Below are 23943 nucleotides of genomic sequence, written 5' to 3'. Positions count from 1 at the left end.
CCAATGGATGATCGGATCTCCAAAAATATTCACCGCGAACTGCGCACCATGAACGGGAAGCTCGATGAGATGGGCGTCGTCTCCCGCATATTGACGGACAGCATTAAGGAACAGACAGCGGAGATGAAGCGAAATGCAAGAAGGAAGACGCCGAAGATAGGAGGACTTACCTTTCCTACTGCTACGTCTGATAGCATTACGTTTTCCAAATTGAACACGATGTTCGTTTCCTTACAGAGGCAGGTAGCTTCACTCGGTGTTTCACCATTGATAACGATAGCAACAAACTCATCATCTTCAAACAGGGTTGTGATTGAGAATACGAATGAGCTTGCTTCGTCTATTGCCCAGCAGTTACCGACTTCGCTCTCGCAAAAGCCAGCTGTTGCTCTTGCTTTTGCTCTGTGTAATTGCAGTTCTGACAAGAAGGAGGAAAAACCCAAGACTTGGCTTGATTATATAGGCGATGCTTACAAATTATTTAAGGATGTAAATAGTGATTTTACAAATCTTAGAGATCTTTCAGACAATATAAAGTTTGGCAAAGAAATGTACGAGAAAATTAAGAAGAAACGGGGCGGCTCCAAATCTGATGGGGAGTCTGAAAGTTCTAGCGGAGGAAAAGATGATCCGCAGAAAGATCTTGGAAAAGCTGCTAACGGTACTAAAAATGAAGGGGAAGCCAAAGACAAGGGCAATCCATCCAATAAGGGCAAAGAAAAAGAGAATACAGCTGATTCTTTGAAGTCTGCGGCAAGTGGCTCGAATAAGGATAAAAATTCTCCCCCTAATAATGCCAAGCCCAATGATAGCAAGAGTCCTCCAACGAATACGGGTACGGATGCAGACCAGAAATCCTCACCGAAACCTACCTCAAATGTCCGGCGGGATTTAGCGAATGCAGCTGCCGGATCGAATGGGGAAGGTCAAGCTCCTTCGCCAAAGGATACAAAGGTTGATAATACTAAACCAAGCCCAGCGCCAAAAAATAGGCGAGGGGCAGGTATATTAGGGAGGGCGAAAAGACTCGGCAAATGGGGAGGTTTCTTAGCTGGGGGAGCTGGTCTTGCTATGGGTCTTTTTGGCGGCAAGAAGGATGAAGATGGAGGTGGGGAAAAGTCTGAGTCCACTGCGGATGATTCCTCGAACGTCGTTCAGGCAACAGCTGAAACGGTTCAATCTGTTCAATCAACAGTTGGGCCGATGGCGGATGCTGCTAAAGCGGCTTCGACCGCGTCAGATGTGAGTAAGGCTGCCTCTGCAACGAAGAAGGTCGGCTGGTTGGGCAAGTTGTTGAAGGGAGCTCGTACAGTCAGCAAGGCAACAAGGTTTCTGCGCTTTAATCCCGTTGGATTTCTAGGCGGATTAGCCGTAGATGCAGGCTTATGGGCAGCGGAGAAGTTCCTACTCCCGAATGACGAGGAGAACCCAGACAAGGAATCAGAAGAGGATGACAAGTCAAAATCAGCTGCAAAGATGATTGTGAGATCCTATATGGCTAAAAACCATGCGCTTGCAGCCTCGACGGGACAATCAAATATACAATCGTATTCCCCTAATGGTGAGGGCATGCAATCGATAGTTGAGGGTTCACCGACTGGAGCGATACCCTCAACTGCATCTATGCCTCAACATCAGACACCCAATATGCCTGGGCCTACTGCTAGTGGCAGCATGGAAGTCAGCACGAACAGCAATGTCACGATGAACCTGAACGTGAACGGCTATATTGACAACCGCATGATTGAAGAGATTAAGCGGATCGCCCGCGAGCAGTACGACGCCTCATTCCGAGCATTAGAGCGGGGCATTGCGGACAAACTGCCGAAGCCTAAGCCTATCCCAAGGCCTCAGGTGGCGGAAGGAGGAATGATGTCCCATTAATACGCGAAAAAGCAAATTAGGCGGCGTGGAACTGTTCGTCATTTCAGAGGAACCTGAGTATTCAGTGCAGGTGAGCAGTCACAATGTGGAAAAGGGCGGTACCATTACGGATCACATCCGGAAGGAAACAACAAGCTTAGTTCTGCAAGGATTGCTAATAGGCCCCCAGGCCTCCAATTATAAGCAGCGTTTGGTAAAGGCAATGAGCGAGGGGAAGCTGCTCCAATACACTGGGCGCAATATGATGCTGAATTGTGTCATCACTAGCTTGCGAACCGCTCATAACAACTCGATTGCTAATGGCATGACTTTCACCATGTCATTGAAGCAGGTCAACATTGTCCAGCCAGCTTACAGTAAGCTGCCGCCGAAGAAGAAGGCGGCCGTGAAGCCGAAGAGCCGTTCCGGGAAGCGAAATACTTCCTATCGTCCGGTGCCGGAGACGCATACAGCGCGCCCTGGCCAGTCGCTAATGGATATCGCTAGGTACTTCGGGATTCCTGAAAGCATGATTCGGATAGCTAATAATGTCATTGAGCGTACCGCCAAGCCATTTGTAGAGGGAGCGAAACTTCTGCTTGGCCTTTCCAAAAAGAAAAAGAAAAAAACCATGCCTTCAGGTGGGGGCGGGGGCGGAAAACAATACATGCAGGATCGGTAAGGCAAGGAAGCTTCAGAAAGGAGGAGAAGGATGGCGATCATCGGGATCGACAAAGATCTTATTCCTTACTCATTTGATATGGATTTGGGCGATCGAACCTATACGTTCGAAATACGCTACAACTTTACCCATGATTATTTTACCGTGGACCTATCGGAAGGGGATACTCCGTTAGCTCTTGGCGTCAAGCTGGTATGGGGAATGCCGCTGTTCGTCAGCATGGAGACGCGGGAGTTCCCGCTTGAGCTCATCGTCCCGTATGGGGATAATCCGGAAGAACAGATTACGTGGGATACACTTGGGCAGTCTGTTCACCTGCATTTGGGGGATGACGATGGAATACTTATTTAATCGCGGGTGCGAGATTTTGATTGGTGGTTATCGATTCAACTACGGTGATCTGACAATGAATGTTCACGTAGATTTTGATGATAACAATGAACCGAATGAATCCACCGTAGAGCTGTACAATTTGTCCAAGCATACGCTGGCGAACATTCGCACGGGGATGCGAGTCATTGTCAATGCGGGTTACGGCAAGGATCTCGGCACTGTGCTTCAGGGCAATATTGTAGAGGTACGAACGAAGCGGGAGCAGATGGATCGGGTGACGACGATTCAAGTGAAGGACGATTTGACAGTTTCCTTATATGAAATGGCACATACGTATCGGCCGGGCACGAAGGCTAGCGAAATTATTCATGATCTGTTAAGTCGGGCGCAAATTCCGCATGGAGCCGTGCAGCTCGGTTCTAATCATGCTTATATGAAGGGATTCGTTGCGAAAGGCGATCCAGTTGCGTCGATACGCCGGGCAGCTCGTGAATGCAATACGGAAGTATTTACTCGGCAAGGTAAGCTATATTTCAAGCCTCTTGCTGGAGCCGGATTAGAGGTAACAGGCATCGTTCGCTTATCCGCTGACAGCGGGTTAATTGACAGCCCGCAATCGTATGAGGAGGACAAGGTTAAGGGTGTGCGCGTGACGTCCCTCTTGAATTATCGGCTGCATGCAGATGCACAGCTTCGATTGGTCAGTGAGGATTTTGACGGTGTGTACCGGGTGAAGCGGGGCAAGCATACCATATCGATGGATCAATTTGTGACAGAAGTGGATTTGGTTAAGATTTAACCAATTCGTTGTATTTGCATAAGGGGTAACGGCGATAAGTGTGAGCATGCCCAGAAATGCTAGACGATGATAATGCGATTAAGTAACAAGGAGGTGACGCTATGGGCGCGAATCGAGCGGTCAGTGCACTGGAAGCCTGGATGGATCATAGAATCTCGGGAACAGCAGGAGCGCAACTGGGTACGATTGTGAGCATGGGAGCGGGCACGGCTGATGTGGAGCTGGAAGGCGAGGCTGGACTTATTCGATATCAGCTTCCGATTTTAGAGCAGGCACAAGACATCGTGATCGAAAGTGGGAGCCGTGTACTGGTTGTATTTACAGAGGCCGGCAAAGGTGGCGGCGTCATTGTCGGAAAGGTGGCTGGAGGATGAGGACGTGGGCTCTTCAAGACGGAGATCTTCAATTATCAGATGGACAAATTGCTTGGATCGATGGGCGTGAGGAATTAACGCAAGCGGTTCGCATTCGGTTGGGTACTCGCTTGGGCGAGTATTTTTTTGCGCCGGATATGGGCTTGGATCATGAGCGAATGGTTGGCAAGCAGGTAGATGAGGATACCATTCGCGAGGCGATTATGCGCTGCCTCATGGATGAACCGCGCATTCAATCGGTTGAGGATGTAGAAGTGACAAGAGACAAGCACTCGCGTACAGCTCAAGTACGCCTAGTCATGACAAGCTCTGAAGGAGAGGAGGTTGAGCTTATCTATGCTGACGGCAGCGGGATTGAAGCGTAAAACCTATCATGAAATTTATGAAGAAATGGTTGAGGATTTAGGCAAGCAGCTCGGACAGGACATCAATACCTCGGAGACATCGCCACTTGGGATGATGATGCAGCTCTTTGCATGGCACTTGTCTGTGCTGTGGGAAGATGTCGAGCAGGTATACCACGAGTCGTATATTCAATATGCAACCGGAGTGCAGCTTGATGCATTGGCCGTATTTTATGGGCTGCGTCGCAAGCTGGAGCAGGCGGCTTATGGGAATATCAAGCTGACAGGCGTTCCGAAGTTTATCGTTCCAGCAGGACTACAAGTGGGTACGAAATCAGGCGTGTGGTTCATGACGGTAGATGATTGCGTATTGGACGATTCGGGCAAGGGAGAAGTTGCTGTGGTGGCGACTGTACCAGGCATTATCGGTAACGTACCTGCTGATTCCATTACAGAAATGCTTACTTCCGTGAAGGAAATTACGAGCATTACGAACCCGGCTAGTATGGCAGAGGGTCGTGAACGGGAAAATGATGTCGAGTTCCGCGACCGTTTGCGTTCCGCGCGAGATGGCAGTCATGCGGCAACCGTGGACGCAATTGTATCTGCCCTGCTGCAAATTCCGGATGTAAAATCAGCAGCTGTACGTGTGAACGATACGATGCAGACGAATGAAGAAGGTATTCCAGCGAAGTCGATTCGTACGTACGTATACGGCGGTCAGGATGAACGCATCGCACAGACGATTTTTGAGAAAAAGGCAGCGGGAATTGGAACAGACGGAACAAAAACCGTAAAGGTTCGCGATGTCAGCGGAGGCGAGCATGATGTGCGCTTTAGCCGCATGAAGCTGCTTGATGCCCATATTGAGGCAGAAGTAAAGGCAACTTCGTCATTTTCTTCTCGTGGGAAGGAGGACATCGTCACCGCGATTGCGCAGTATATCGGCGGCGTCGGCGCGGATCAGCAAGACTACACAGGACTTCCGCAGGGATCACGTATCGTGTACAGCCGTTTGCTGGCAGCCATTCAGAATGTGGCTGGCGTCGAAGAAGTGCTCGAGTTGAAGGTGAAGCTTGGTGATGGCGAATTCGTCAGTGGCAACGTAAGCATTCCGCTTTATGAAGTGGCTCGTGTGGCACCTGAGCGGATAAAGGTGGCGGTGACCTATGTTTAAGCTGCCAGAGGTAATGGAGTTGCTGCCGGATGTCATCGCAAAGGAAGGCAGCAGCCGCTTCGCTCAGCTCGTAAATGTATGGCTGAAGCAGATGAATGAGCTAAGCATTACGATTCAGCGAATATCGGAATGGAAAAGCATCGAACAGGCAGAAGGTGCCGCGCTGGATGAAATTGGCGGCAACTTGGGGCAAGCACGCGGTCAAGCGACCGACGAGGTGTATCGGTTGCTTCTCCGTTCCAAGCTGGCCCGCATGAATTCAAGCGGTAGCTTGGATTCCGTCATCGAGGTGCTCGCTCTAGCTCTTCGAGCAGCACCGGATGAGTTTCGCATCGCGGAGCAGTACGATGACCCGATCCAGCCTGAACCTGCGGCGATTCAGGTCACCGAGGTACCATACGAGAAATTGAATGGCGTTGGGCTAAGCCCTTCGCAATTCGTTTCTCTTGTTGAGAGCCTCGTCGCGGCTGGCGTCCGCGTGACGCAGGTCGGCCTAACGGGCTCGTTCGAGCTGGCATATGCCTACGATGTGCTCGAACAATCCGAGCTCGGCCTCGCTGACGAGGCGATGACCGTAGGCGGTACTCTGGGCGATCTTTATGTCCCGGGCAATGACTACGTACTACCGGTATAGGATGATGTTCGGTAATGGCTCGATAGAGTGAACGGATGATGGCGCTTATAAAATATCAATCACTTATCCAAAGGCTTTCATATGAAAATGAACAAGTTTTTATGGAAGACTCTTTCGGTTAAAGAACTATCTATTAACTATTCAACAACTAGGTTTTGCATGTTTTTGTTCTTAATTTACTAGGAACCATTACGAATGAAAAATGAGGTGACGATACATGGCATTCGAAAAAGAGCTTCCAGAATGGAAGGGAAAAGGGGTCAAGCCCCCGCAAAGCAAACTGGACGAAGGCTGGAAAGTCCAAGACAAGCCTCCCGCAGCTTGGCTGAACTGGCAAATGAATAAGACGTACGAAGCCTTGAAGGAAGTACAGGAGAAGGCAGCGGAGAAGTCGGAGGTTGCTTCGGCAATTGAGGATACAAAGAAATATTCGGATCAAAAAGTAGCAGGGATTGATTTAACAAAAATCACTCCAGATTCAATCGGGGCAACGAAAAAAATAGACTTCGATATTCACGCTGCTGATAAAACAAAGCATATTACAGCAGATGAGCGAAACGCTTGGAATGCAAAGGAAACGCCGGGTGGTGCACAGGCAAAGGCAAATCAAGCTGAAACAAATGCTAAAAATTATATTGATTCTAAAGCGTGGCAAAAACATAAGGTAGCCTCAGACGATGGAACAGCGATTGACATTTCTAATAGAGATTTAAACAGTATTGTACACACTGGTTTCTATAAAGGAACGAATATGGGGAATGCTCCCGCTCTTGTTCACGGATGGGGGTATGTTGAAGTTATCACACATGCACCAGGTTCTTGGGTTTTGCAAAAAGTATATGATTTGCACGCGGATAGATTCTATATGCGCAGACTCCAAGATAATGGTTGGACAGCTTGGACACAGGACCTTTTTCAATCTGGCGTTGACGCGAAAAATCGCATCGCGGGTGCCATCAGCGCTAAAGGGGTACCGGCATCCGCATCAGATACTTTTGAACAATTAGCTTCAAAAATACAGACAATCGAAACAGGGAGAAAGTACGCCTCTTCAAGTTTCTATAGATCACTTACTTATGATGGGACATTTGAAGTTAATTCACTTTCATTTAAACCAAGTGAAGTAATATTATTGTTAAATTTAGTAGTTGTTGAGTACTCGGATGGTTCTGGTATAGCTGGTCGTACGCAAAATATGGCTATGGTATTAGGATGGGGATCTGCACAATATGAAGACATGGGAATAAAGCTGAGTGTTGGAGTAGAATTCCTAAATAATGGTTTTGTTGTTAATCATAAAGTACATTCTATTGGAGAATTTTATCGAGGCGCTGTACAAGTAACAAGATGGGAGGCAATTTCATAAGAAATTGTATGAATGAACGTATGAATTAATGAATGATTGAAGATAGATTTTTATGCTCTCGGCCTTAGCTGAGGGCTCTTTATTTCCACTCGAAAGGAGGAAATGAGATGGAACGAATTGATTGGCTCTTGAAACTTGGGGTGGGCGCGGCGGGTGGAACTGTAGCATTACTATTCGGCGGCTGGCCGATGCTGCTGCAAGTACTGCTTATCATGACCGTAGCAGATTACATCACCGGCATTATGGCAGCAGGCTCCGAAGGCAAGTTGCGCAGTAGCGTAGGGCTCATTGGTATTGCACGCAAGGTGTTTATTTTCGTAATCGTATCGATCGCGCATCAGGTGGATGTGGTGCTAGGAGGGCAGCATCTACTCAGAGATGCGACGGTCTTTTTTTATATGGCGAACGAATTGTTGTCGATTATTGAAAATGGCGGACGTCTAGGCGTGCCGCTGCCTCCGGTTATTAAACAGGCGGTGGAAGTGTTGAAGGGAAAAGGGGGAATTCATGATGAGCATCGACATTAAGCAGCGCCTGATTCCAGATGGAAGGGCGAACAAGCCGAACCTTGCCATGAAGCCGATGTATCTTACTGTGCACAACACGGACAATACAGATGCGGGGGCGACTGCAGAAGCGCATTCGAGGTATTTGTTGAACGGCAGTGGCGGGGCGAAGAAGAGCTGGCACTATACGGTGGACGATAAGAGTGTGTATCAGCATTTGCGAGATACTGAGCAGGGGTGGCATGCCGGGGATGGGATAGGCCCTGGCAATGCGTTGTCTATTGGCGTTGAAGTATGTATGTACGTAGGGATCGACGAGCAGGCCGCATGGTGCAATGCTGCTGAACTGCTCGCCATCTTGTCGTGCAAGCATGGCATTGCACTGGAACGCATCATGCCGCACAAACATTGGAGCGGGAAGGCTTGTCCGTCTCGACTGCTGCCGCATTGGCAGCAATTTATGGACATGGTGGTGCAGGCTAAGGAAGCGATGTCAGGCGACACTAGTGGTACGAAGCCGCCATCGCCCAATCCGACTATCGAACAGCAGCTGCGTGCCGAGCGAGTGAAGGTCATCTGGGAAGGTGCACCCAAAGAAAGTTCGCAAGGGTACTTGATCGACAATAAGGTTTATATCCCAGTGCGCGAGGCTGTAGAACGTAGTGGAATGCGTGTGCATTGGGAAGCGGAGAAGAGGCAGGTTGTCGTCCGTGGAGGCAGCGAGTAAATTAAACGAATGAGGCCACATTCAACGGAGATGGAGAATCAATTACTATCATCAAAGATAAAGTACTGGCACGATTGCGATTGCTGTATATCCCTGTCCATGCTCCTTCTCACAACCAAGAATACTTTCCCTCCTGACTGCACAATCTAACATAATGTGACATTGTTGCCGCCGAACAACTTTCCTTAATGGACTCAACTTTTCTTGCCGGTTCCAACAGGTTGTTGCCGGTTCAATTGTTGTAAGGAGGGGCAACACTGTTTCTGTAGACCCACACGGGATCGGTGAGGTAAGATAGGATTCCGGGTTGGAACGGCATATTCCATAATATGCCTGGTAATAAGGAGTCAGGGAGGGGTCAGCGTGAGCGCGGACATATATGCAGATATGAAGCAAGGGGAAAAAGGAGCATGGATCAGCATTGCTGCCTATATTGCCCTATCCGCATTCAAGCTAGCTATCGGCTTATTCTACCAATCGAAGGCGCTCCAAGCAGACGGATGGAATAACTTGACGGATATCGTCGCATCGCTTGCTGTACTTATCGGACTGCGAATTTCGCAGAAGCCGCCAGATCACGACCATCCATACGGTCATTTGCGGGCGGAGACAATCGCTGCTCTAATTGCTTCCTTTATTATGGCGACAGTCGGGATTCAAGTGATCATATCCACGGTACAAGCATTGTTCCATGGCGAGTCGACAACCCCGAACCCGCTTACGGGTTGGGTAGCGCTTGGCTGTGCGATTGTGATGTACGCGGTGTACTCATATAATAAGCGGCTGGCAGAGCGCATTCGTAATCAGGCGCTTATGGCGGCAGCACAAGATAACCGGTCAGATGCATTTGTAAGTATTGGCGCAGCAGTTGGTATTTTCGGTGCTCAGCTTGGCATTAGCTGGCTCGATCCGCTTGCCGCTTTAACAGTAGGCTTCATTATATGCAAGACAGCATGGGATATTTTCCGAGAAGCAACTCATACATTGACGGACGGATTCGATGAAGCGCAGCTGGATCGCCTGCGTAAGACGGTAGAGAGTACAGAAGGCGTGCGCAAGATTAAGGAAGTGAAGGCGCGCCTGCATGGAAGTCTGGTTCTCGTTGATGTGGTTGTACAGGTTGATCCGAAGCTAAGCCTCATTGAAGGACATCATATTTGTGACGATATTGAGCAGCGTATGAAGCGCAAGCATAATATTACTCATGTACATGTGCATGTCGAGCCAATGGATACAGATACAAGCAAAACAATTCATCAGCAATTGGTGTAATGTATGATCATAGAACGCGACCAGCGTGCCCGCGAGCGACGGTAACATCCGTCCTCAGGGCACGTTTTTTTGTGTTTCTAGTAAAACGGACAGACGGAGCAGATCACATAAATAAGCATCGAAAGAGTAGTACTGGGAATGGGCTCGATTGTTTAAATCTGGTATTCACCCCATGAATCAACCAATTAATAGGCACAAAGACCCACAGAGAAGGTTACAATTTTGTCTTTTTTAAGAGGATAGGCCGATAGAAACCGACGAAGAAGACTCTATATAATTAGGCGTAGGGGAAATGGGATGTCATTACAGAAATAGAATAACCACTTAATTATAGAAACAATTGACATCTTGTTCATATGAACATCAACTCACATTCGGTTCACGATTACAGTAATGTAACAACAACTTAGAGGAGGATTTCTATGAAGAAGAAATTACTGTTAGGCATAATGATGTTCACAATGGCAGGGCAGATGATATTGCCGTCATTGCATGCGGCACCTGCAGCAACTAGCAATGTACAAGCTGCATCCGTAGCGAGTTCCGCACAAAATCGCGGAGAAATTGTTCAATCCGTCAATTTGAGAACGAAGCCGAGTACTTCATCCTCAATCATTCGATTGGTGAAGACAGGCGAATCCGTTACGATATTGGACAAGCCCAACAGCAGTTGGTACAAAGTGAAGGATACCAAAGGCAACACGGGCTATGTAAGCTCTCAGAGCAAATACATACGAGTAGGGAATACATCAGGCTCTAACTCTTCAGGAAGTTCAAATAATAAACCTACGACTTCTGTTCCATCAAGTAAGGCTGCGAAGATGGACAAAGTGGAGAAAGTAGCGAAGAAATACATGGGCACGCCTTATGAATTTGGATCGAATCGGAATACAACCAAAACATTTGATTGCTCCGACTTTGTACGCCAAGTCTATAAGGAAGCATTAGGAATCGTACTGCCGACAGACTCCCGGAAGCAAGGCACTTATATTAAGGATAAAGGCGGCGTGAAGAAGAGCATCAGCCAACTGCAGCGAGGAGACTTGATGTTCTTCATGTCCTATAAGGGATCCAGTGCATCCAGTTATAAAAATGTGAATAAATCAAAAGAGCGAATTACACATGTCGGCATTTACTTGGGCAATGGCAAAATCATTCATACATATTCCAAAGCTTCAGGCGGCGTACGGATCGACACGGTGAGCAACACTAGCTGGGAACATCGTTTCCTGTATGGAGGAAGCGTAGTAAAATAGAAGCGTTCATCGAGCATACTGCATATGCACGCATCAAAAAGGGCTATCTATTCAACAGGGAAAGCTGTTGGTAGATAGCCCTTACTTGTCCGTAGGAAGAGGAATTCAAGCGTGCTGATGCATGTTCCGTCCCACATCCATTAAATGGAACACGGCGGTTCCTAGTTATTGATATTTTGGAGGCCCTTGTTGTTCATCGTTCTTCGGTCTTGTGCGATATTTCTTCGTCTTCGCCATGGCAACTGCAGCCCATGAGCTAAGCAAGCTTATTGGAAGCAATAGAGCAGTAGTTGTGTAGCGTACAATATTGTCCTGATAGAGGACATAGGCAATGACAAGCACCATGAGTGGGGCGTAATCGACATACCGCACCATCCGATGTCTGAGGCCTAAGCGGTTCTCAACGATACCGAAACAGAAGAAACCGGCAATAATGATGGCAGCGAATAGGAACGCTCCTGTAATCCAGCCGAGTGCTCTCATGAGAAGAGCAAGCGTGATAAGGGCGTATCCGACGAAGCCTACTCCAGTAAACAGCATGTTGCAATCAACTCCTTGGCTAAGATCCTAATCGTAGATGATTATTGCAGCAATTGCAACACGGTTCGGGCACAGGCCTCAGGATCCGTCATAGCAAGAGCGCCAAGCTGCCGCTTCTCGCGCAGCCGGTCATAGTGGTGCTGTAATTCGTTGAACCAACGTGCAATGGTATCCGAGGATTCAATCTTCTCACCCATACCATGCTCCATGAAATATTCACAGTTCTCTTCCTCTTGTCCAGGGATTGGATCATAGAAGAGCATAGGGATGCCCTTCATCATTCCTTCTGTACAAGTCATTCCCCCAGGCTTCGTTACCAGTAAATCGGAAGCATCCATCAGACGCGACACCTCTTGCGTGTAGCCGAATATATGTATGTTCGGATGCTGGAACAATGGATCCTGTTCCATCCGAGCGATTGCCTTCTGATTGCTGCCCATGCAGAACAGAAGCTGGACATGTTCGCGCCATGTCGTCATGTACTGGAGCAAATCTTCATTCAGCGACAATCCCCAGCCGCCGCCCATAATCATGACGGTCGGAAGCGGACGCAATCCAAGCTCCAGCTGCGCTTCCGATTGAGGACAGCGCTCCCAGAACTTCGGATGAACAGGAATGCCAGTAACAACAATGCGGCTATCATCAATCCCGCGTTCCAGGAGCTTGTTCCGTACTTCTGGCGCGGAGACGAGGTATTTTGTAACTTCTGGGTTCATCCACGTACCATGCGCATCGTAGTCCGTAATCAATGTATATAATGGAAGATGAAGACCAGAGCGCTTCAGGCGCGATACGATGATATTCGGAAATGGATGAGTGCACACTATCGCATCAGGACGCAATTGATCGAGCACATGAGAAGCTTGTGTGTAGAAAATGCGATGCAATGCGAGCTGTGTGACGCGGTTCAGCGATTTTTTATATTTTTTTCGATACAAGAGTCCAACCAGCTTCGGCTGTGAGCTTACCGTCTTCCGATAAGCAGCGAAGATTAGCGGCCCGACCGTCGGATTCAAGAACTTGCCCAGCTCGATGACGCGTGTTTGGACATCGGGCTCCAGCTGGCGCAGTCCGACTGATAGGGCATAGGCTGCTTGCGTATGGCCTGTACCGAATCCTTCAGATAGAAGGATGATTCTCTTTTTTCGCATGTTCTCACCCACATTCCATTATAACCTGAAAGTTGAAAGGAAGCATCAGCCAATTACGTCGAAACTGAGCGTTCATTTTCCTTGGTTTAGTTGAAATTCACAGGCAGGTATGATAAGGTTCAGGTAACGGCATATGACCATAATTTCTAATTGGTCATTCAGTCAAATGTGCGCCAGGAGAAAGGAGGCGGGGGATGTGACCGTAGACCGCCGAAAACAAATCGTGGAAGCGGCAGCGCAATCCTTTGCTCTGTTCGGGTACAAAGCGACGACGATGGATCAAGTAGCGAAGATTGCCAAGGTAGGCAAAGGAACGATATATACGTTCTTTACGAACAAAGAGGAGCTGTTCGATGAGATTTTGCAGCAGCTCATCCACGAGATGAAAGAGATCGCGGATCGGGAAATCACCGAGGATAGACCGTTTATTGATAAGCTGTATCGTGTGTTGGATCGTGTGCTGGAATATAGAAGCCGCCATGAGCTGGCATTGAAGCTGTCCCAGGAGCTGCGCGACTTCGGGACGCCGATGGCGAAGGAAGCGCTGGCTAAGATGGAACAGGAACTGCTTGAGTACATAGAGCGCGAAGTGCGTGTGGCTATGGAGCGTGGAGAAGTGAAGCAAGGTGACCCGAAGGTCGTCAGCTTCGTCATGCTTCAATTGTACAAAGCGCTTACGACCGAATGGAACAAGCTGAATGCTCCGCTCGATAAGGAAGCGATTAAGGATTATTTCCGCCTTCATTTTATGGAAGGGTTAATGATTCGCCAGCCATAAGGAAGTCAGGACGGATGTTGATATACAAAAGAGAAGCACCCTTCAAATAGGAACGCGTGGTCGAACCTGCAGAAGGGTGCTTTTGTGTGGAGACTATAATATAGTTATTTACTTTTTAATGACGACCATCTGAGCTTTCTCTAATTTCTTAGACAAGTCAACTAGTGCATTCTTCGGATCCTTCTTGAAATGAGTAACCGTTAAGCCAAGCTTGTCTGCGTTCAGCTTCTCCCAAGCTCCATCATCGAGCAGAACAATCGTTTGGGCAAATCCGCGTGACTCCCCGATGACAATATCGCCACCGTACTGACCAGCGAGCTTCACACCTTTCAGTTCTGTCACCGTTGTATCTGTCTTCGCGAAGATCACCGCATTGTCGCCTGTTACTTCAGGCAGCTTCGCAATCACTTCTGTTGTGTCTTTGTCCTTCACTTGTTGAAGCAACCCATTATTGAACAAGCCTTGAGCGGTTGATTTGCTGATCGCAATGACACGGTCATCCGCTTGCTTTGCATCATATTTCAATGCGAAATCATCTGTCTTCGACACATCATTCTTCGTGCTCTCCAAAGCATCTTTAATTTGAGCATCCGTTCCATACATAATCAGTCCATTTGCCTTAGGGCCGAATAGGCTGCAGCCTGTCGCCATTACAAGTACAAGTATCATGGTAGCTACTATTCCAAGTTTCTTTTTCATTCGTCATCCACCTCAATTACCAGTATTGATTCTTACACCGTTAACGATACAGGAGGGATCATTTTGTTGCCATTGGTTTAGATGACAGCACTCTTTCAATCTCGTAAGAAAGTAGGACTATAGTATCAAAATAGCCGCTGCTCGCAAGAAGTTGCCTGCATAAGATAATAATTCCCCTCCTTTTTACCGTTATAGTAGATATGTACTTTTTTGTTCCATTGGAACTACTCACAGGAGCAAAACGGGAAGGGAGAAGATAAGGTGTACCCATCAAGGAAAAAATCGACATGGCTTAGCATAGCGCTCGTATGCACGTTGCTATTCGGTATGCTGCCAATCCAAGGTATCGTTCATGCAGAAGATTCGTTTACAGGTATTGCTTTTGAATCAGATGTGTCTCCAGTACACGTCACAGTTGAAGGTTCCTCTGTACAATTGAAGGTGCTTGGTACAATCAGCGGAAAGACGGATAAGAAAGATGTTACGAGCTTGGCTACGTGGACGTCCTCGAATCCGAGTGCTGTCAAAGTAGACGCTGGTTGGGTAAGCGGCGCAGGAAAAGGTACTTCGGAAATTACAGTGAAATATCAAGGATATACATTGAAGAAAACGGTTGTATCCGAATACTTGTATGACAAGATTGTTATTCGCACAGGGGATACGGATCAAGAGGTTGCCAATGAAGTGAAGGCGAATCTTGGAGACAAGCTTGCCTGGAAGGCATTCGCCTTGGACAAATCGACAAATACGAACAATGATGTTACGGCTGAAGCCTCCTGGACTTCCTCCAATACAGATGTAGCGGATGTGAATAAAGGGGTCATTACGCTGAAGTCCAAGGGTAAAACGGACATTACCATTAAGCATAAAGGATTAAGCACGAAGATCGAGCTGAAGGTTGAACAGCCTTACGACAAATTGGAGCTGTCGCCAGAAAAGCTGGTTGAATTCGAATACGGTGCAGCTTCCAAGACCGTAACCGCCAAGGCGAAGACTGCTGACGGCAAGCTCGAAGATGTAACAGGTAAGGCAGATTGGACAACAAGCGATGCGAATATCGTCGAAGTGAAGAACGGAGAAGTCAAGCCTATCAACGTAGGTTCGGCAACGGTAACGGCGAACTACCTTGGGGCTTCGCAATCCATTACAGTGGTCGTACGTGCTTCTTACCAAGCGATGCGCATCACACCGGATCAGAAACAGCACATGATGCTGGGAGACGGGCCGCTGCAAGTGCAGACCTTCGTGCTCAATTCGGCTGATAATCAGCAGGATGTTAGTGATCTTGCAGAGTGGACATCAAGCAACCTGATGGCTGTAACGGTAGAACACGGCAAGGTTTACGCGAAGAGCGAAGGAACTGCAACGGTAACAGCTTCTTACAAAGGGCTGACGAAGTCGGTTGAGATTACGGTATACCCGACGATCGAGAAGTTGAAATGGACGGAAGAAGATAAGAATGCAAAACCTGGAGACGTTCGCAAGCAGGAGCTGATCTTGGAAGATGTGAAGCCTTTGCCTAAGATCAGTGGGGTGTCCTTGAGCGGCAATACGCTTGATGTATCGGAACTGGTGCAGTGGACATCTTCTAATGAAAGTGTTGTCTCCGTTAAAGATGGCAAGATGAAGGCAGCAGCACCGGGAACGACTTTCCTGACTGCGAGCATTCGCAATCAAACGCTTCCTTTGGAAGTAAATGTTCAGCGCAAGGCACTCGTATTGCAGGCGAACAATGCGGATATCAGTATCGTAACGGGTCGTGAGCAGCCATTGCCAGAAGTAAATGTTATTTATGCTGATGGTACAGAGGAAAATGTAACGACTCAAGTGAAATGGGAATCCAGTTCTCCGAACTTGCTCGTTCGCGAGGGGAACATGAAGGGTCTCATTGCAGGTCGTGCGACGTTGACAGGTACATTTGCCAATGTGAAAGTGACTGTGAAAGCAACGATCGAAGAAGAGATTGTGAAGTATGATATCGTTCCTTCTGAAATTCGTACGAACGTGAACAAGTCCCAATCGGTTAAGGTAACAGGAACCTACAAGAACGGAAAGACGATTGCGCTTGCTTCGCGTATTAAGTGGACTATTGAAAATGAAAAGGTAGCGACGGTTCGCGGAGCTACTGTCAAGGGTGTGGCTATTGGCAGCACGAAGCTGGTCGGTGAGTATCAAGGAAGAAAGCTGGAGGTTACAGTGCATGTGAAGCCTCGCTTGCTGAAGCTGGAAGCAAATCCGACAACTGTGAAGCTGGGTATCGGTCAGTCTGCATCATGGAAGGTTCAGGCGATTTATGATACAGGTGAAGTTGTGGATGTGACGTCCTCCGTGACATTCGTTCCTTCCAATGTGAAGATTAAGGCGTCGCGTGGTTCGGTGCAAGGTGTATCCAAGGGTAGTGGAAGTTTGAAGCTGACATTGGACGGCAAGAGCACATCACTGCGCGTAACGGTGAAATAAGGATTAATTCAAAATGGGATTAGTCAGAGAACACAGAACAGGGACTGCAAGTGCAGTCCCTGTTTTGATTTTACGATTGTATGCTGCAAGCAAGAGTTGGTGCGAACAGAGCTAGTAAACAGTCGAAATTGCTATATATATCCGTGATGGGCTATGCCCCGAGTGCCTGATCTTTCCCTTGCATGTTATCACTGAAGAGCTTCATTTTGATTGTTATTGCGGCAAACGCAAGCAAGGAAAATCCTACTCCACACCAGATAAGCTGATGCATGCCGAGGTTAGCGATGATAAATCCCGCAACAGCAGTACCTATCGTAATTCCTAAGTTGGAGAAAGAAACGAACAGACTGTTGCCAAATTCAGGCGCTTCCTTCGTTTCAGCAGTCAGCCAAGTTTGACTCACAATCAGTCCTCCTGAGTGCACAGTTCCCCAAATGAATATCATCCCAATCATGAGAGAAAGATACGACCCTGCATAATAGACAAGTACATAGATGAACGCGTAGAGAAGCGGGAAAAGCAGTATTGTTTTTGTAGTATTTTTCTGGAGAAAAGTTCCGAACAGAAAGTTGCCAGCAATCATAACAAGCCCAAATACCATGAGCATGAGACTGATGAGTGAGCCATTCATTCGAGTGATTTGGCTTGTGTATTCGGCAAAGTAACCGTACACAGAGAACATCGCTGCAAAAATAAAGATGACAGCCGCTATGTTGAGCCAAAGTCCGGGCTTACGTAAAATACTCAGCTGTTTGCCGTAAGACATCTTCTCCTTCACAGGCATGGAAGGCAGCCAAATAAGCAAACCTATCAAGGCGATTGCATTCACGATGGCTCCAAATAAGAAGGAGGTGGATAACGAAATACGTTCAGCAAGGTAAGACGTAATCGGGACACCAAATGCGAAGCCTACTGTAATACCTGCAAATACACGAACGACAGCCTGACTGCTCTGCTCGGGAGGTACCAGACTGGCGGCAGCTACGAGTGCGATGGAGAAGAAAATCGGATGGAACATCGCAGGCAAGATCCGGAATATAAGCATTACCTCAAAATGCGAGGTGAACGCATAGACGAGATTGGACAGAACAAACATGGAAATGGCCGTCAATAGAACGCTTTTACGGTTAAAGCGGGATGCGATCAGGGTAAGAAACGGACCGCTAACGGCCACGATGAGTGCAAATATACCGACCAGCCAGCCTGCTTGGGAGGCTGTAATGTTGTATTTCTGCGATATTTGAGGCAGCACGCCCACAATACCCATTTCTGTCGTAATAATGCCGAATACGCCAAGGGACAGCAGAAGAAGCAGTAAGGGGTTTGTTTTTCTCATTTCAACGATAACTCCATTTCTATTCATCAGAATTTACATTTTAATGGTCATGAGTACTACGATGTACTTCATTCAAATAATTTCACTTCAATGAGCTTCACTTCAATACACTTCAACCCATTTATGCCATTCCAATTAATATACATAAATACATATCTAAAAATATAGATGTATTCTAACAAAAAAAAGAGATGTTCCTCCTCCTCTACAAGTGATGGGTGACGTAATCGGCATATTCTCGTATCGTGCGTTCATTGCGGCGATAGTACGTCCATTTGCCAATTCGTTCAGACTCTAATAGTCCAGCTTGCTGCATTGTGAGCAAGTAGCTGGAGATAACCGATTGCGCAAGCCCTGTCTTTTTCTGAATATCGCCTACGCATATGCCTGTTGCAAATGATATTCCATACTGAATGTACTTCTCTTCATTGAAATGTTCTTCAGGGTTCTTCAACCATTGAAGAATTTGGGCGCGTGTGTCATTAGACAAAGCTTTGCAAATGAGTAAAGGTTCCATACGTCTTATTATATCTATAATTATAGATTTGTAAATACAATAATTGGCTGAAAAGTCTGTAGATGCTCCGATAACAGTGAAATTTAATATACACACGTCTGAATATATATGCATAAAAAATGATGTTATTTGTCCTCGTAAAAGAATATAATGGATCATATATGTCGAAAAATACAAAAAAAGAACGAGAATTTATAAACAAAAAGGGTGATCGATGCATAGAGGGGGATTTATCTATTTGGCTCTATATAAAGGTATTATCAACTATAATAACTTATCAAGGACATAAAAATATTAAATTGCCATCATATTAACGTGGTGATAAAATAATGAAACAATACAAATGAATAATTATAAATTCATAAAGAGAACGTGTTGATTGCTGTCGATCCTATGCAATGTATGTCGATCACTTTTAAATAGAAAGGTTGCTTCGTATGAAACTGAACGGATTACCTCCCAAGCAAGGCTTATATGATCCACGATTTGAAAAAGATGCATGCGGAATGGGCTTCGTCGCTCATATTAAAGGGCAGAAGTCTCATGATATCGTACGTCAAGCGCTGCAGATGCTGGTGAATATGGAGCATCGCGGCGGTCAAGGAAGCGAACCGAATACAGGCGATGGAGCAGGAATTATGCTGCAAATTCCGCATCGCTTCTTTGCTCGCGAGTTGGAGCAGCAAGGAATTACACTTCCGGAAGCGGGTCAATACGGCGTGGGTATGCTGTTCCTGACGCAGAATGAGCCAGCGAGGGGAGAGCATGAAGCGCGTCTTCGTCGTATCGTTGAGGAGGAGGGGCATCAATTAATCGGATTCCGCACCGTACCGACGAATGGGGAAGGTCTTGGCCAATCCGCACGGGCAGTTCAGCCTTATGTGCGCCAAGTGTTTATCGCACGGAATGCGGATAGCGACAGTGAGCTGGCCTTTGAACGCAAGCTGTACATGATTCGCAAGCGGATGGAGCGGGAAATTCGCTATACCGGTGAAGAGGAAGCGAGCACGTTCTATATTTCGAGCATGTCTTGCCGGAAAATTGTATATAAAGGAATGCTGACCACCGAGCAAGTTGGGCAGTTCTATCTCGATCTGCAGCATGATTTGCTCGAATCTGCGATTGCACTTATTCATTCACGCTTCAGCACGAACACGTTCCCGAGTTGGGAGCGTGCCCATCCGTATCGCTATATGATTCATAATGGTGAAATCAACACGCTTCGCGGCAATGTGAACTGGATGCATGCGCGTCAGACATTGTTCGCATCAGGCGTCTTCGGAGCTGATCTGGAGAAGGTGAAGCCAGTCATTAATGATGATGGTTCAGATACGGGGATGTTCGACAATACGTTTGAATTTCTGTATTTGGCGGGACGTCCGCTATCGCATGTTGCGATGATGATGGTGCCTGAGCCGTGGAACAATCATGACAGCATGGATCCGGCGAAGAAGGCCTTTTACGAGTATCACAGCTGTCTGATGGAGCCTTGGGATGGCCCTGCGGCAATGGCGTTTACTGACGGTGTGCAAATTGTAGCCACCTTGGATCGCAATGGATTGCGCCCATCTCGTTACTGTGTGACGAAGGACGATATGATTGTGCTTAGCTCCGAAGCGGGCGTGCTGGATATTGCGCCAGAGCAGATTGCCTACAAGGATCGACTTCGTCCTGGGCGGATGCTCGTTGTAGATACCGAGCAAGGCTGCATCATTTCCGATGAAGAGGTGAAGGCGCAGATTGCGGCGGAGAACCCGTACCAAGCTTGGCTGGAGGAGCATCTGGTCGGTCTTGAGGATTTGCCGGACGCGCCGGAAGTGCCTGAGCCGAAGCATGAGAATGTGCAGCAGCGCCAGCAGGCATTCGGTTACACCTATGAGGAACTGCGCAAGATTATCGAGCCGATGGCGGCTACTGGTGTAGAGCCGCTTGGATCGATGGGATATGATGCACCGCTCGCGATATTATCTGAACGTCCGCAGCGGCTGTACAATTACTTTAAGCAATTATTTGCACAGGTGACGAACCCGCCTATCGATGCCATTCGCGAGGAGATTGTCACTGCGACGGGCACGACGATCGGGCCTGAGCGGAATCTGTTGCTTCCAGAGCCGGAGAGCTGCCGCCAGATTAAGCTCGATTCTCCCGTGCTCTCCAATGAAGAATTTGCGAAGCTTCGCCATATTCGCAGACCGGGCTTCAAGTCGATCACCATTCCGATCTTGTTCACAGCATCAGAAGGAGCGGCGGGGCTTGAAGCGGCTTTGAAGACGATGTGCGAGGCAGCTGATCGGGTTATCGGCAAGGGACATAATTTAATCATCCTGTCTGATCGTGGCGTTGAGGAGGATCAAGCGGCTATTCCGGCGCTTCTTGCAGTATCCAGCCTTCATCACCATCTCATTCGCCAAGGGACGCGTACGAAGGTAAGCCTATTGCTGGAATCGGGCGAGCCGCGCGAGGTACACCACTATGCACTGCTGCTTGGCTATGGCGTCAGTGTGGTGAACCCATACTTGGTGTTCGAGACGCTGGATGATATGATTCGCCAAGGCATCCTGCACGGCATTACGCATGAGAAGGCAGTTAAGAATTATATGAAGGCCGCGACGAAGGGCGTCGTGAAGATCTTGTCCAAGATGGGAATCTCGACGGTACAGTCTTATCGCGGCGCACAAATATTTGAAGCAATTGGATTGAAGCAGGACTTTGTCGATCAATACTTTACTTGGACGCCATCCCGAATCGGCGGCATTGGCTTGGAGGAAGTAGCGCAGGAGGCATTGTCTCATCACTATCGTGCTTTCGCCTCACAGCCGGGAAGAGATACGGAATTGGATTCCGGGGGCGAGTATCAGTGGCGCAAGGACGGGGAGGAGCATCTGTTCAACCCGCAAACCATTCATACCTTGCAGCAAGCTGTACGTACGAACGATTACCGTCTGTTCAAGAAGTATTCGAAGCTGGTGCAAGGAGAGTACAACAGCAGCCGAACCCTTCGTTCGTTGTTCACCTTGAAGCCAATTGGTCCAGCGATTCCATTGGATGAAGTGGAATCCGTCGAATCGATCGTGAAGCGGTTCAAGACGGGAGCAATGTCGTTCGGCTCGATCTCGAAGGAAGCGCACGAGAGCTTGGCTATCGCCATGAACCGAATCGGAGGCAAGTCGAACTCCGGTGAAGGCGGAGAGAATCCAGCCCGCTATGTGAAGGATGCGAATGGCGATTCCCGAAGAAGCGCGATCAAGCAGGTGGCATCTGGACGCTTCGGTGTGACATCTCATTATCTTGTTAACGCAGATGAGATCCAGATTAAGATGGCACAGGGAGCCAAGCCGGGAGAAGGCGGTCAGCTGCCAGGCCGCAAGGTATATCCATGGGTTGCGGAAGTGCGCGGCTCGACACCAGGAGTAGGCTTGATTTCTCCACCGCCGCACCATGACATTTACTCGATCGAGGATTTGGCTGAGCTGATCTATGATTTAAAGAATGCCAATCCGCAGGCGCGCATCAATGTGAAGCTCGTCTCGGAAGTCGGTGTTGGAACGATTGCTGCCGGAGTAGCCAAGGGGCGTGCAGATGTAATTCTCGTTAGTGGCTATGACGGTGGCACTGGCGCCTCACCGCAGGGCTCGATCCGCCACACAGGCTTGCCGTGGGAGCTTGGATTGGCAGAAACACATCAGACCTTGATCCTGAACAACTTGCGCGATCGTATTGTATTGGAAACGGACGGGAAGATGATGACGGGACGCGACCTTGCTATCGCTGCCCTGCTGGGAGCTGAGGAATATGGCTTCTCCACGGCACCGCTTGTTGCGGTCGGCTGTATTATGATGCGAGTATGCCAGCTGGACACATGCCCTGTCGGAGTGGCGACACAAAATCCAGAGCTGCGCAAGAACTTTACAGGCGATCCGCAGCATGTCGTGAACTTTATGCTCTTCATTGCGGAGGAGCTTCGCGAATGGATGGCTGAGCTTGGATTCCGTACGTTGGATGAGATGATTGGGCGTACAGAATGCTTGGGCATGAAGGATGCGCTGGATCATTGGAAGGCGAAGCATCTCGATCTGTCCTCGGTGCTGTACCAGCCTGAGATGCCAGAAGGTTCCTCGCGCATTCAAGTTCGCGCTCAGAACCATGGCTTGGAAGAGACACTCGATATGACAAGGCTCGTTCCCGAAGCGCAGTCTGCGCTGGAATCAGGAATACCTGTCGAAGGGACATTCCCGATATGCAATGTGAATCGTGCGACGGGCACAATATTGGGCAGCGAGGTAACGAGAAGATACGGCGCGGCAGGACTGCCTGAGGATATGATCCGTTACTCGTTTATCGGGTCTGCTGGACAGAGCTTCGGCGCATTTGTTCCACGCGGCATGACGTTGACGGTTGAAGGAGACAGCAACGACTATGTCGGCAAGGGGTTATCAGGCGGTAAAATTATCGTGAAGCCGTCTCCGCAGGCTACTTTTGCAGCAGAGGACAATGTCATTATCGGCAATACGGCATTCTATGGGGCTACAAGCGGTGAAGCCTACATTCGCGGAATTGCTGGCGAACGCTTCGCGGTTCGCAATTCAGGAGTACATGTGGTCGTCGAAGGCGTAGGCGATCATGGCTGTGAATATATGACTGGCGGCTGTGTTGTCGTGCTCGGTAAGACGGGGCGCAACTTCGCAGCAGGTATGTCTGGGGGTATCGCATATGTATGGGATGAGGATCGTACATTCGTGAACCGCTGCAATCTAGAAATGGTGCTGTTGGAGCCGCTTGAAGGAGCGGAAGAAGAGCAGCAGGTGCGAGGTATGATTGAGCGTCATGTGCAAGTAACGGGCAGCACCATTGGGGAACGAATCTTGCAGCAATGGGACAATGGAGCAAGCGAGCAATTCGTCCGTGTCATTCCGAAGGATTATAAGCGCATGATGGAGCAAATTGCGAAGGTAGAGGCGCAGGGAATGACCGGAGAAGCGGCGCTGCTTGCCGCATTTGAAGCGAATATGCGCGATTTATCACGTGCTAGCGGAAACTAAATTATGGTATGATAGCTATGGCCTGCAGTTCGGAACTATCCGGGCGCAGGCCATCGCTTTTTTCAACCTACTTCTACTAGAAATCGTTGG

Annotated in this window: 21 protein-coding genes; 16 read left to right on the top strand and 5 right to left on the bottom strand. The window is 48.3% G+C overall.

All coding sequences use genetic code 11. The features are described from left to right. Positions 1-3 precede the first annotated feature (3 nt). The 13 genes from BLS15_RS02765 (at position 4) to BLS15_RS02705 (ending at position 11333) form a co-directional block, all read left to right on the top strand. Positions 4-1884: a hypothetical protein gene (locus tag BLS15_RS02765; protein WP_028531625.1), complete on the top strand. Its 1881-nt coding sequence runs from the start codon at positions 4-6 to the stop codon at positions 1882-1884. Positions 1885-1909: 25 nt separating this feature from the next. Beyond that, complete coding sequence (locus tag BLS15_RS02760) at positions 1910-2545, top strand: LysM peptidoglycan-binding domain-containing protein (protein ID WP_254777269.1); 636 nt, start codon at positions 1910-1912, stop codon at positions 2543-2545. Positions 2546-2575: 30 nt separating this feature from the next. Then, entirely contained in the window at positions 2576-2896 is a 321-nt protein-coding gene (locus BLS15_RS02755) for a phage baseplate plug family protein (protein WP_021254390.1), read from the top strand. After that, entirely contained in the window at positions 2880-3677 is a 798-nt protein-coding gene (locus tag BLS15_RS02750; protein WP_021254389.1) for a phage protein, read from the top strand. The genes BLS15_RS02755 and BLS15_RS02750 overlap by 17 nt, the downstream gene beginning before the upstream one ends. A gap of 101 nt (positions 3678-3778) precedes the next feature. Continuing rightward, on the top strand, positions 3779-4051 hold the full coding sequence (locus BLS15_RS02745) for a hypothetical protein (RefSeq protein ID WP_028531626.1): 273 nt from the start codon (positions 3779-3781) through the stop codon (positions 4049-4051). Further along, complete coding sequence (locus BLS15_RS02740) at positions 4048-4416, top strand: DUF2634 domain-containing protein (protein WP_021254387.1); 369 nt, start codon at positions 4048-4050, stop codon at positions 4414-4416. Before BLS15_RS02745 ends, BLS15_RS02740 begins: the two co-directional genes overlap by 4 nt. Further along, positions 4388-5572: a baseplate J/gp47 family protein gene (locus tag BLS15_RS02735; RefSeq protein ID WP_028531627.1), complete on the top strand. Its 1185-nt coding sequence runs from the start codon at positions 4388-4390 to the stop codon at positions 5570-5572. The genes BLS15_RS02740 and BLS15_RS02735 overlap by 29 nt, the downstream gene beginning before the upstream one ends. Further along, on the top strand, positions 5565-6206 hold the full coding sequence (locus tag BLS15_RS02730) for a hypothetical protein (RefSeq protein WP_028531628.1): 642 nt from the start codon (positions 5565-5567) through the stop codon (positions 6204-6206). The genes BLS15_RS02735 and BLS15_RS02730 overlap by 8 nt, the downstream gene beginning before the upstream one ends. A 217-nt stretch (positions 6207-6423) precedes the next feature. Continuing rightward, the gene (locus tag BLS15_RS28840; protein ID WP_090509712.1) at positions 6424-7572 is read left to right on the top strand and encodes a pyocin knob domain-containing protein; all 1149 of its coding nucleotides are present in this window, start codon (positions 6424-6426) and stop codon (positions 7570-7572) included. Between the two features lie 107 nt (positions 7573-7679). Beyond that, positions 7680-8099, top strand: a complete 420-nt coding sequence (locus BLS15_RS02720) for a phage holin family protein (RefSeq protein ID WP_028531630.1) — start codon at positions 7680-7682, stop codon at positions 8097-8099. Further along, complete coding sequence (locus BLS15_RS02715) at positions 8083-8805, top strand: N-acetylmuramoyl-L-alanine amidase (protein WP_090509707.1); 723 nt, start codon at positions 8083-8085, stop codon at positions 8803-8805. Before BLS15_RS02720 ends, BLS15_RS02715 begins: the two co-directional genes overlap by 17 nt. 363 nt (positions 8806-9168) lie before the next feature. After that, complete coding sequence (locus BLS15_RS02710) at positions 9169-10077, top strand: cation diffusion facilitator family transporter (RefSeq protein ID WP_021254381.1); 909 nt, start codon at positions 9169-9171, stop codon at positions 10075-10077. Between the two features lie 422 nt (positions 10078-10499). Next, on the top strand, positions 10500-11333 hold the full coding sequence (locus BLS15_RS02705) for a C40 family peptidase (RefSeq protein ID WP_090509702.1): 834 nt from the start codon (positions 10500-10502) through the stop codon (positions 11331-11333). A 165-nt stretch (positions 11334-11498) separates the two neighbouring features. On the opposite strand, the gene BLS15_RS02700 is transcribed toward BLS15_RS02705, so the two are convergent. Then, positions 11499-11873 (bottom strand): permease, encoded by a 375-nt coding sequence (locus BLS15_RS02700; protein ID WP_090509697.1) that lies wholly within the window; start codon positions 11871-11873, stop codon positions 11499-11501. Positions 11874-11914: 41 nt separating this feature from the next. After that, entirely contained in the window at positions 11915-13024 is a 1110-nt protein-coding gene (locus BLS15_RS02695) for a UDP-N-acetylglucosamine--LPS N-acetylglucosamine transferase (protein WP_028531633.1), read from the bottom strand. A gap of 196 nt (positions 13025-13220) precedes the next feature. Here BLS15_RS02695 and BLS15_RS02690 point away from each other — a divergent pair, with 196 nt between their 5' ends. Beyond that, positions 13221-13802: a TetR/AcrR family transcriptional regulator gene (locus tag BLS15_RS02690; protein ID WP_028531634.1), complete on the top strand. Its 582-nt coding sequence runs from the start codon at positions 13221-13223 to the stop codon at positions 13800-13802. A gap of 108 nt (positions 13803-13910) precedes the next feature. On the opposite strand, the gene BLS15_RS02685 is transcribed toward BLS15_RS02690, so the two are convergent. Next, positions 13911-14501: a lipoprotein BA_5634 family protein gene (locus BLS15_RS02685; RefSeq protein WP_090509694.1), complete on the bottom strand. Its 591-nt coding sequence runs from the start codon at positions 14499-14501 to the stop codon at positions 13911-13913. A 261-nt stretch (positions 14502-14762) separates the two neighbouring features. Between BLS15_RS02685 and BLS15_RS02680 the strand changes: the two genes are divergently transcribed. Beyond that, positions 14763-16961 (top strand): Ig-like domain-containing protein, encoded by a 2199-nt coding sequence (locus BLS15_RS02680; RefSeq protein ID WP_028531635.1) that lies wholly within the window; start codon positions 14763-14765, stop codon positions 16959-16961. A 151-nt stretch (positions 16962-17112) separates the two neighbouring features. On the opposite strand, the gene BLS15_RS02675 is transcribed toward BLS15_RS02680, so the two are convergent. Together BLS15_RS02675 and BLS15_RS02670 are read right to left on the bottom strand one after the other, a co-directional pair. Beyond that, a complete protein-coding gene (locus BLS15_RS02675) occupies positions 17113-18297 on the bottom strand; it encodes an MFS transporter (RefSeq protein WP_021254374.1) in 1185 nt (394 codons plus the stop codon). Between the two features lie 205 nt (positions 18298-18502). Next, entirely contained in the window at positions 18503-18814 is a 312-nt protein-coding gene (locus BLS15_RS02670; protein ID WP_021254373.1) for an ArsR/SmtB family transcription factor, read from the bottom strand. A 437-nt stretch (positions 18815-19251) separates the two neighbouring features. Here BLS15_RS02670 and gltB point away from each other — a divergent pair, with 437 nt between their 5' ends. Then, on the top strand, positions 19252-23853 hold the full coding sequence (gene gltB, locus BLS15_RS02665; RefSeq protein ID WP_028531636.1) for a glutamate synthase large subunit: 4602 nt from the start codon (positions 19252-19254) through the stop codon (positions 23851-23853). The last annotated feature ends 90 nt before the right edge of the window (positions 23854-23943 follow it).

This window comes from Paenibacillus sp. cl6col (assembly GCF_900102125.1).
Taxonomy (GTDB): domain Bacteria; phylum Bacillota; class Bacilli; order Paenibacillales; family Paenibacillaceae; genus Paenibacillus_B; species Paenibacillus_B suaedae.
Note: the sequence above shows the minus strand (reverse complement) of the source record. Positions and strands in the feature narration are given on the sequence as shown.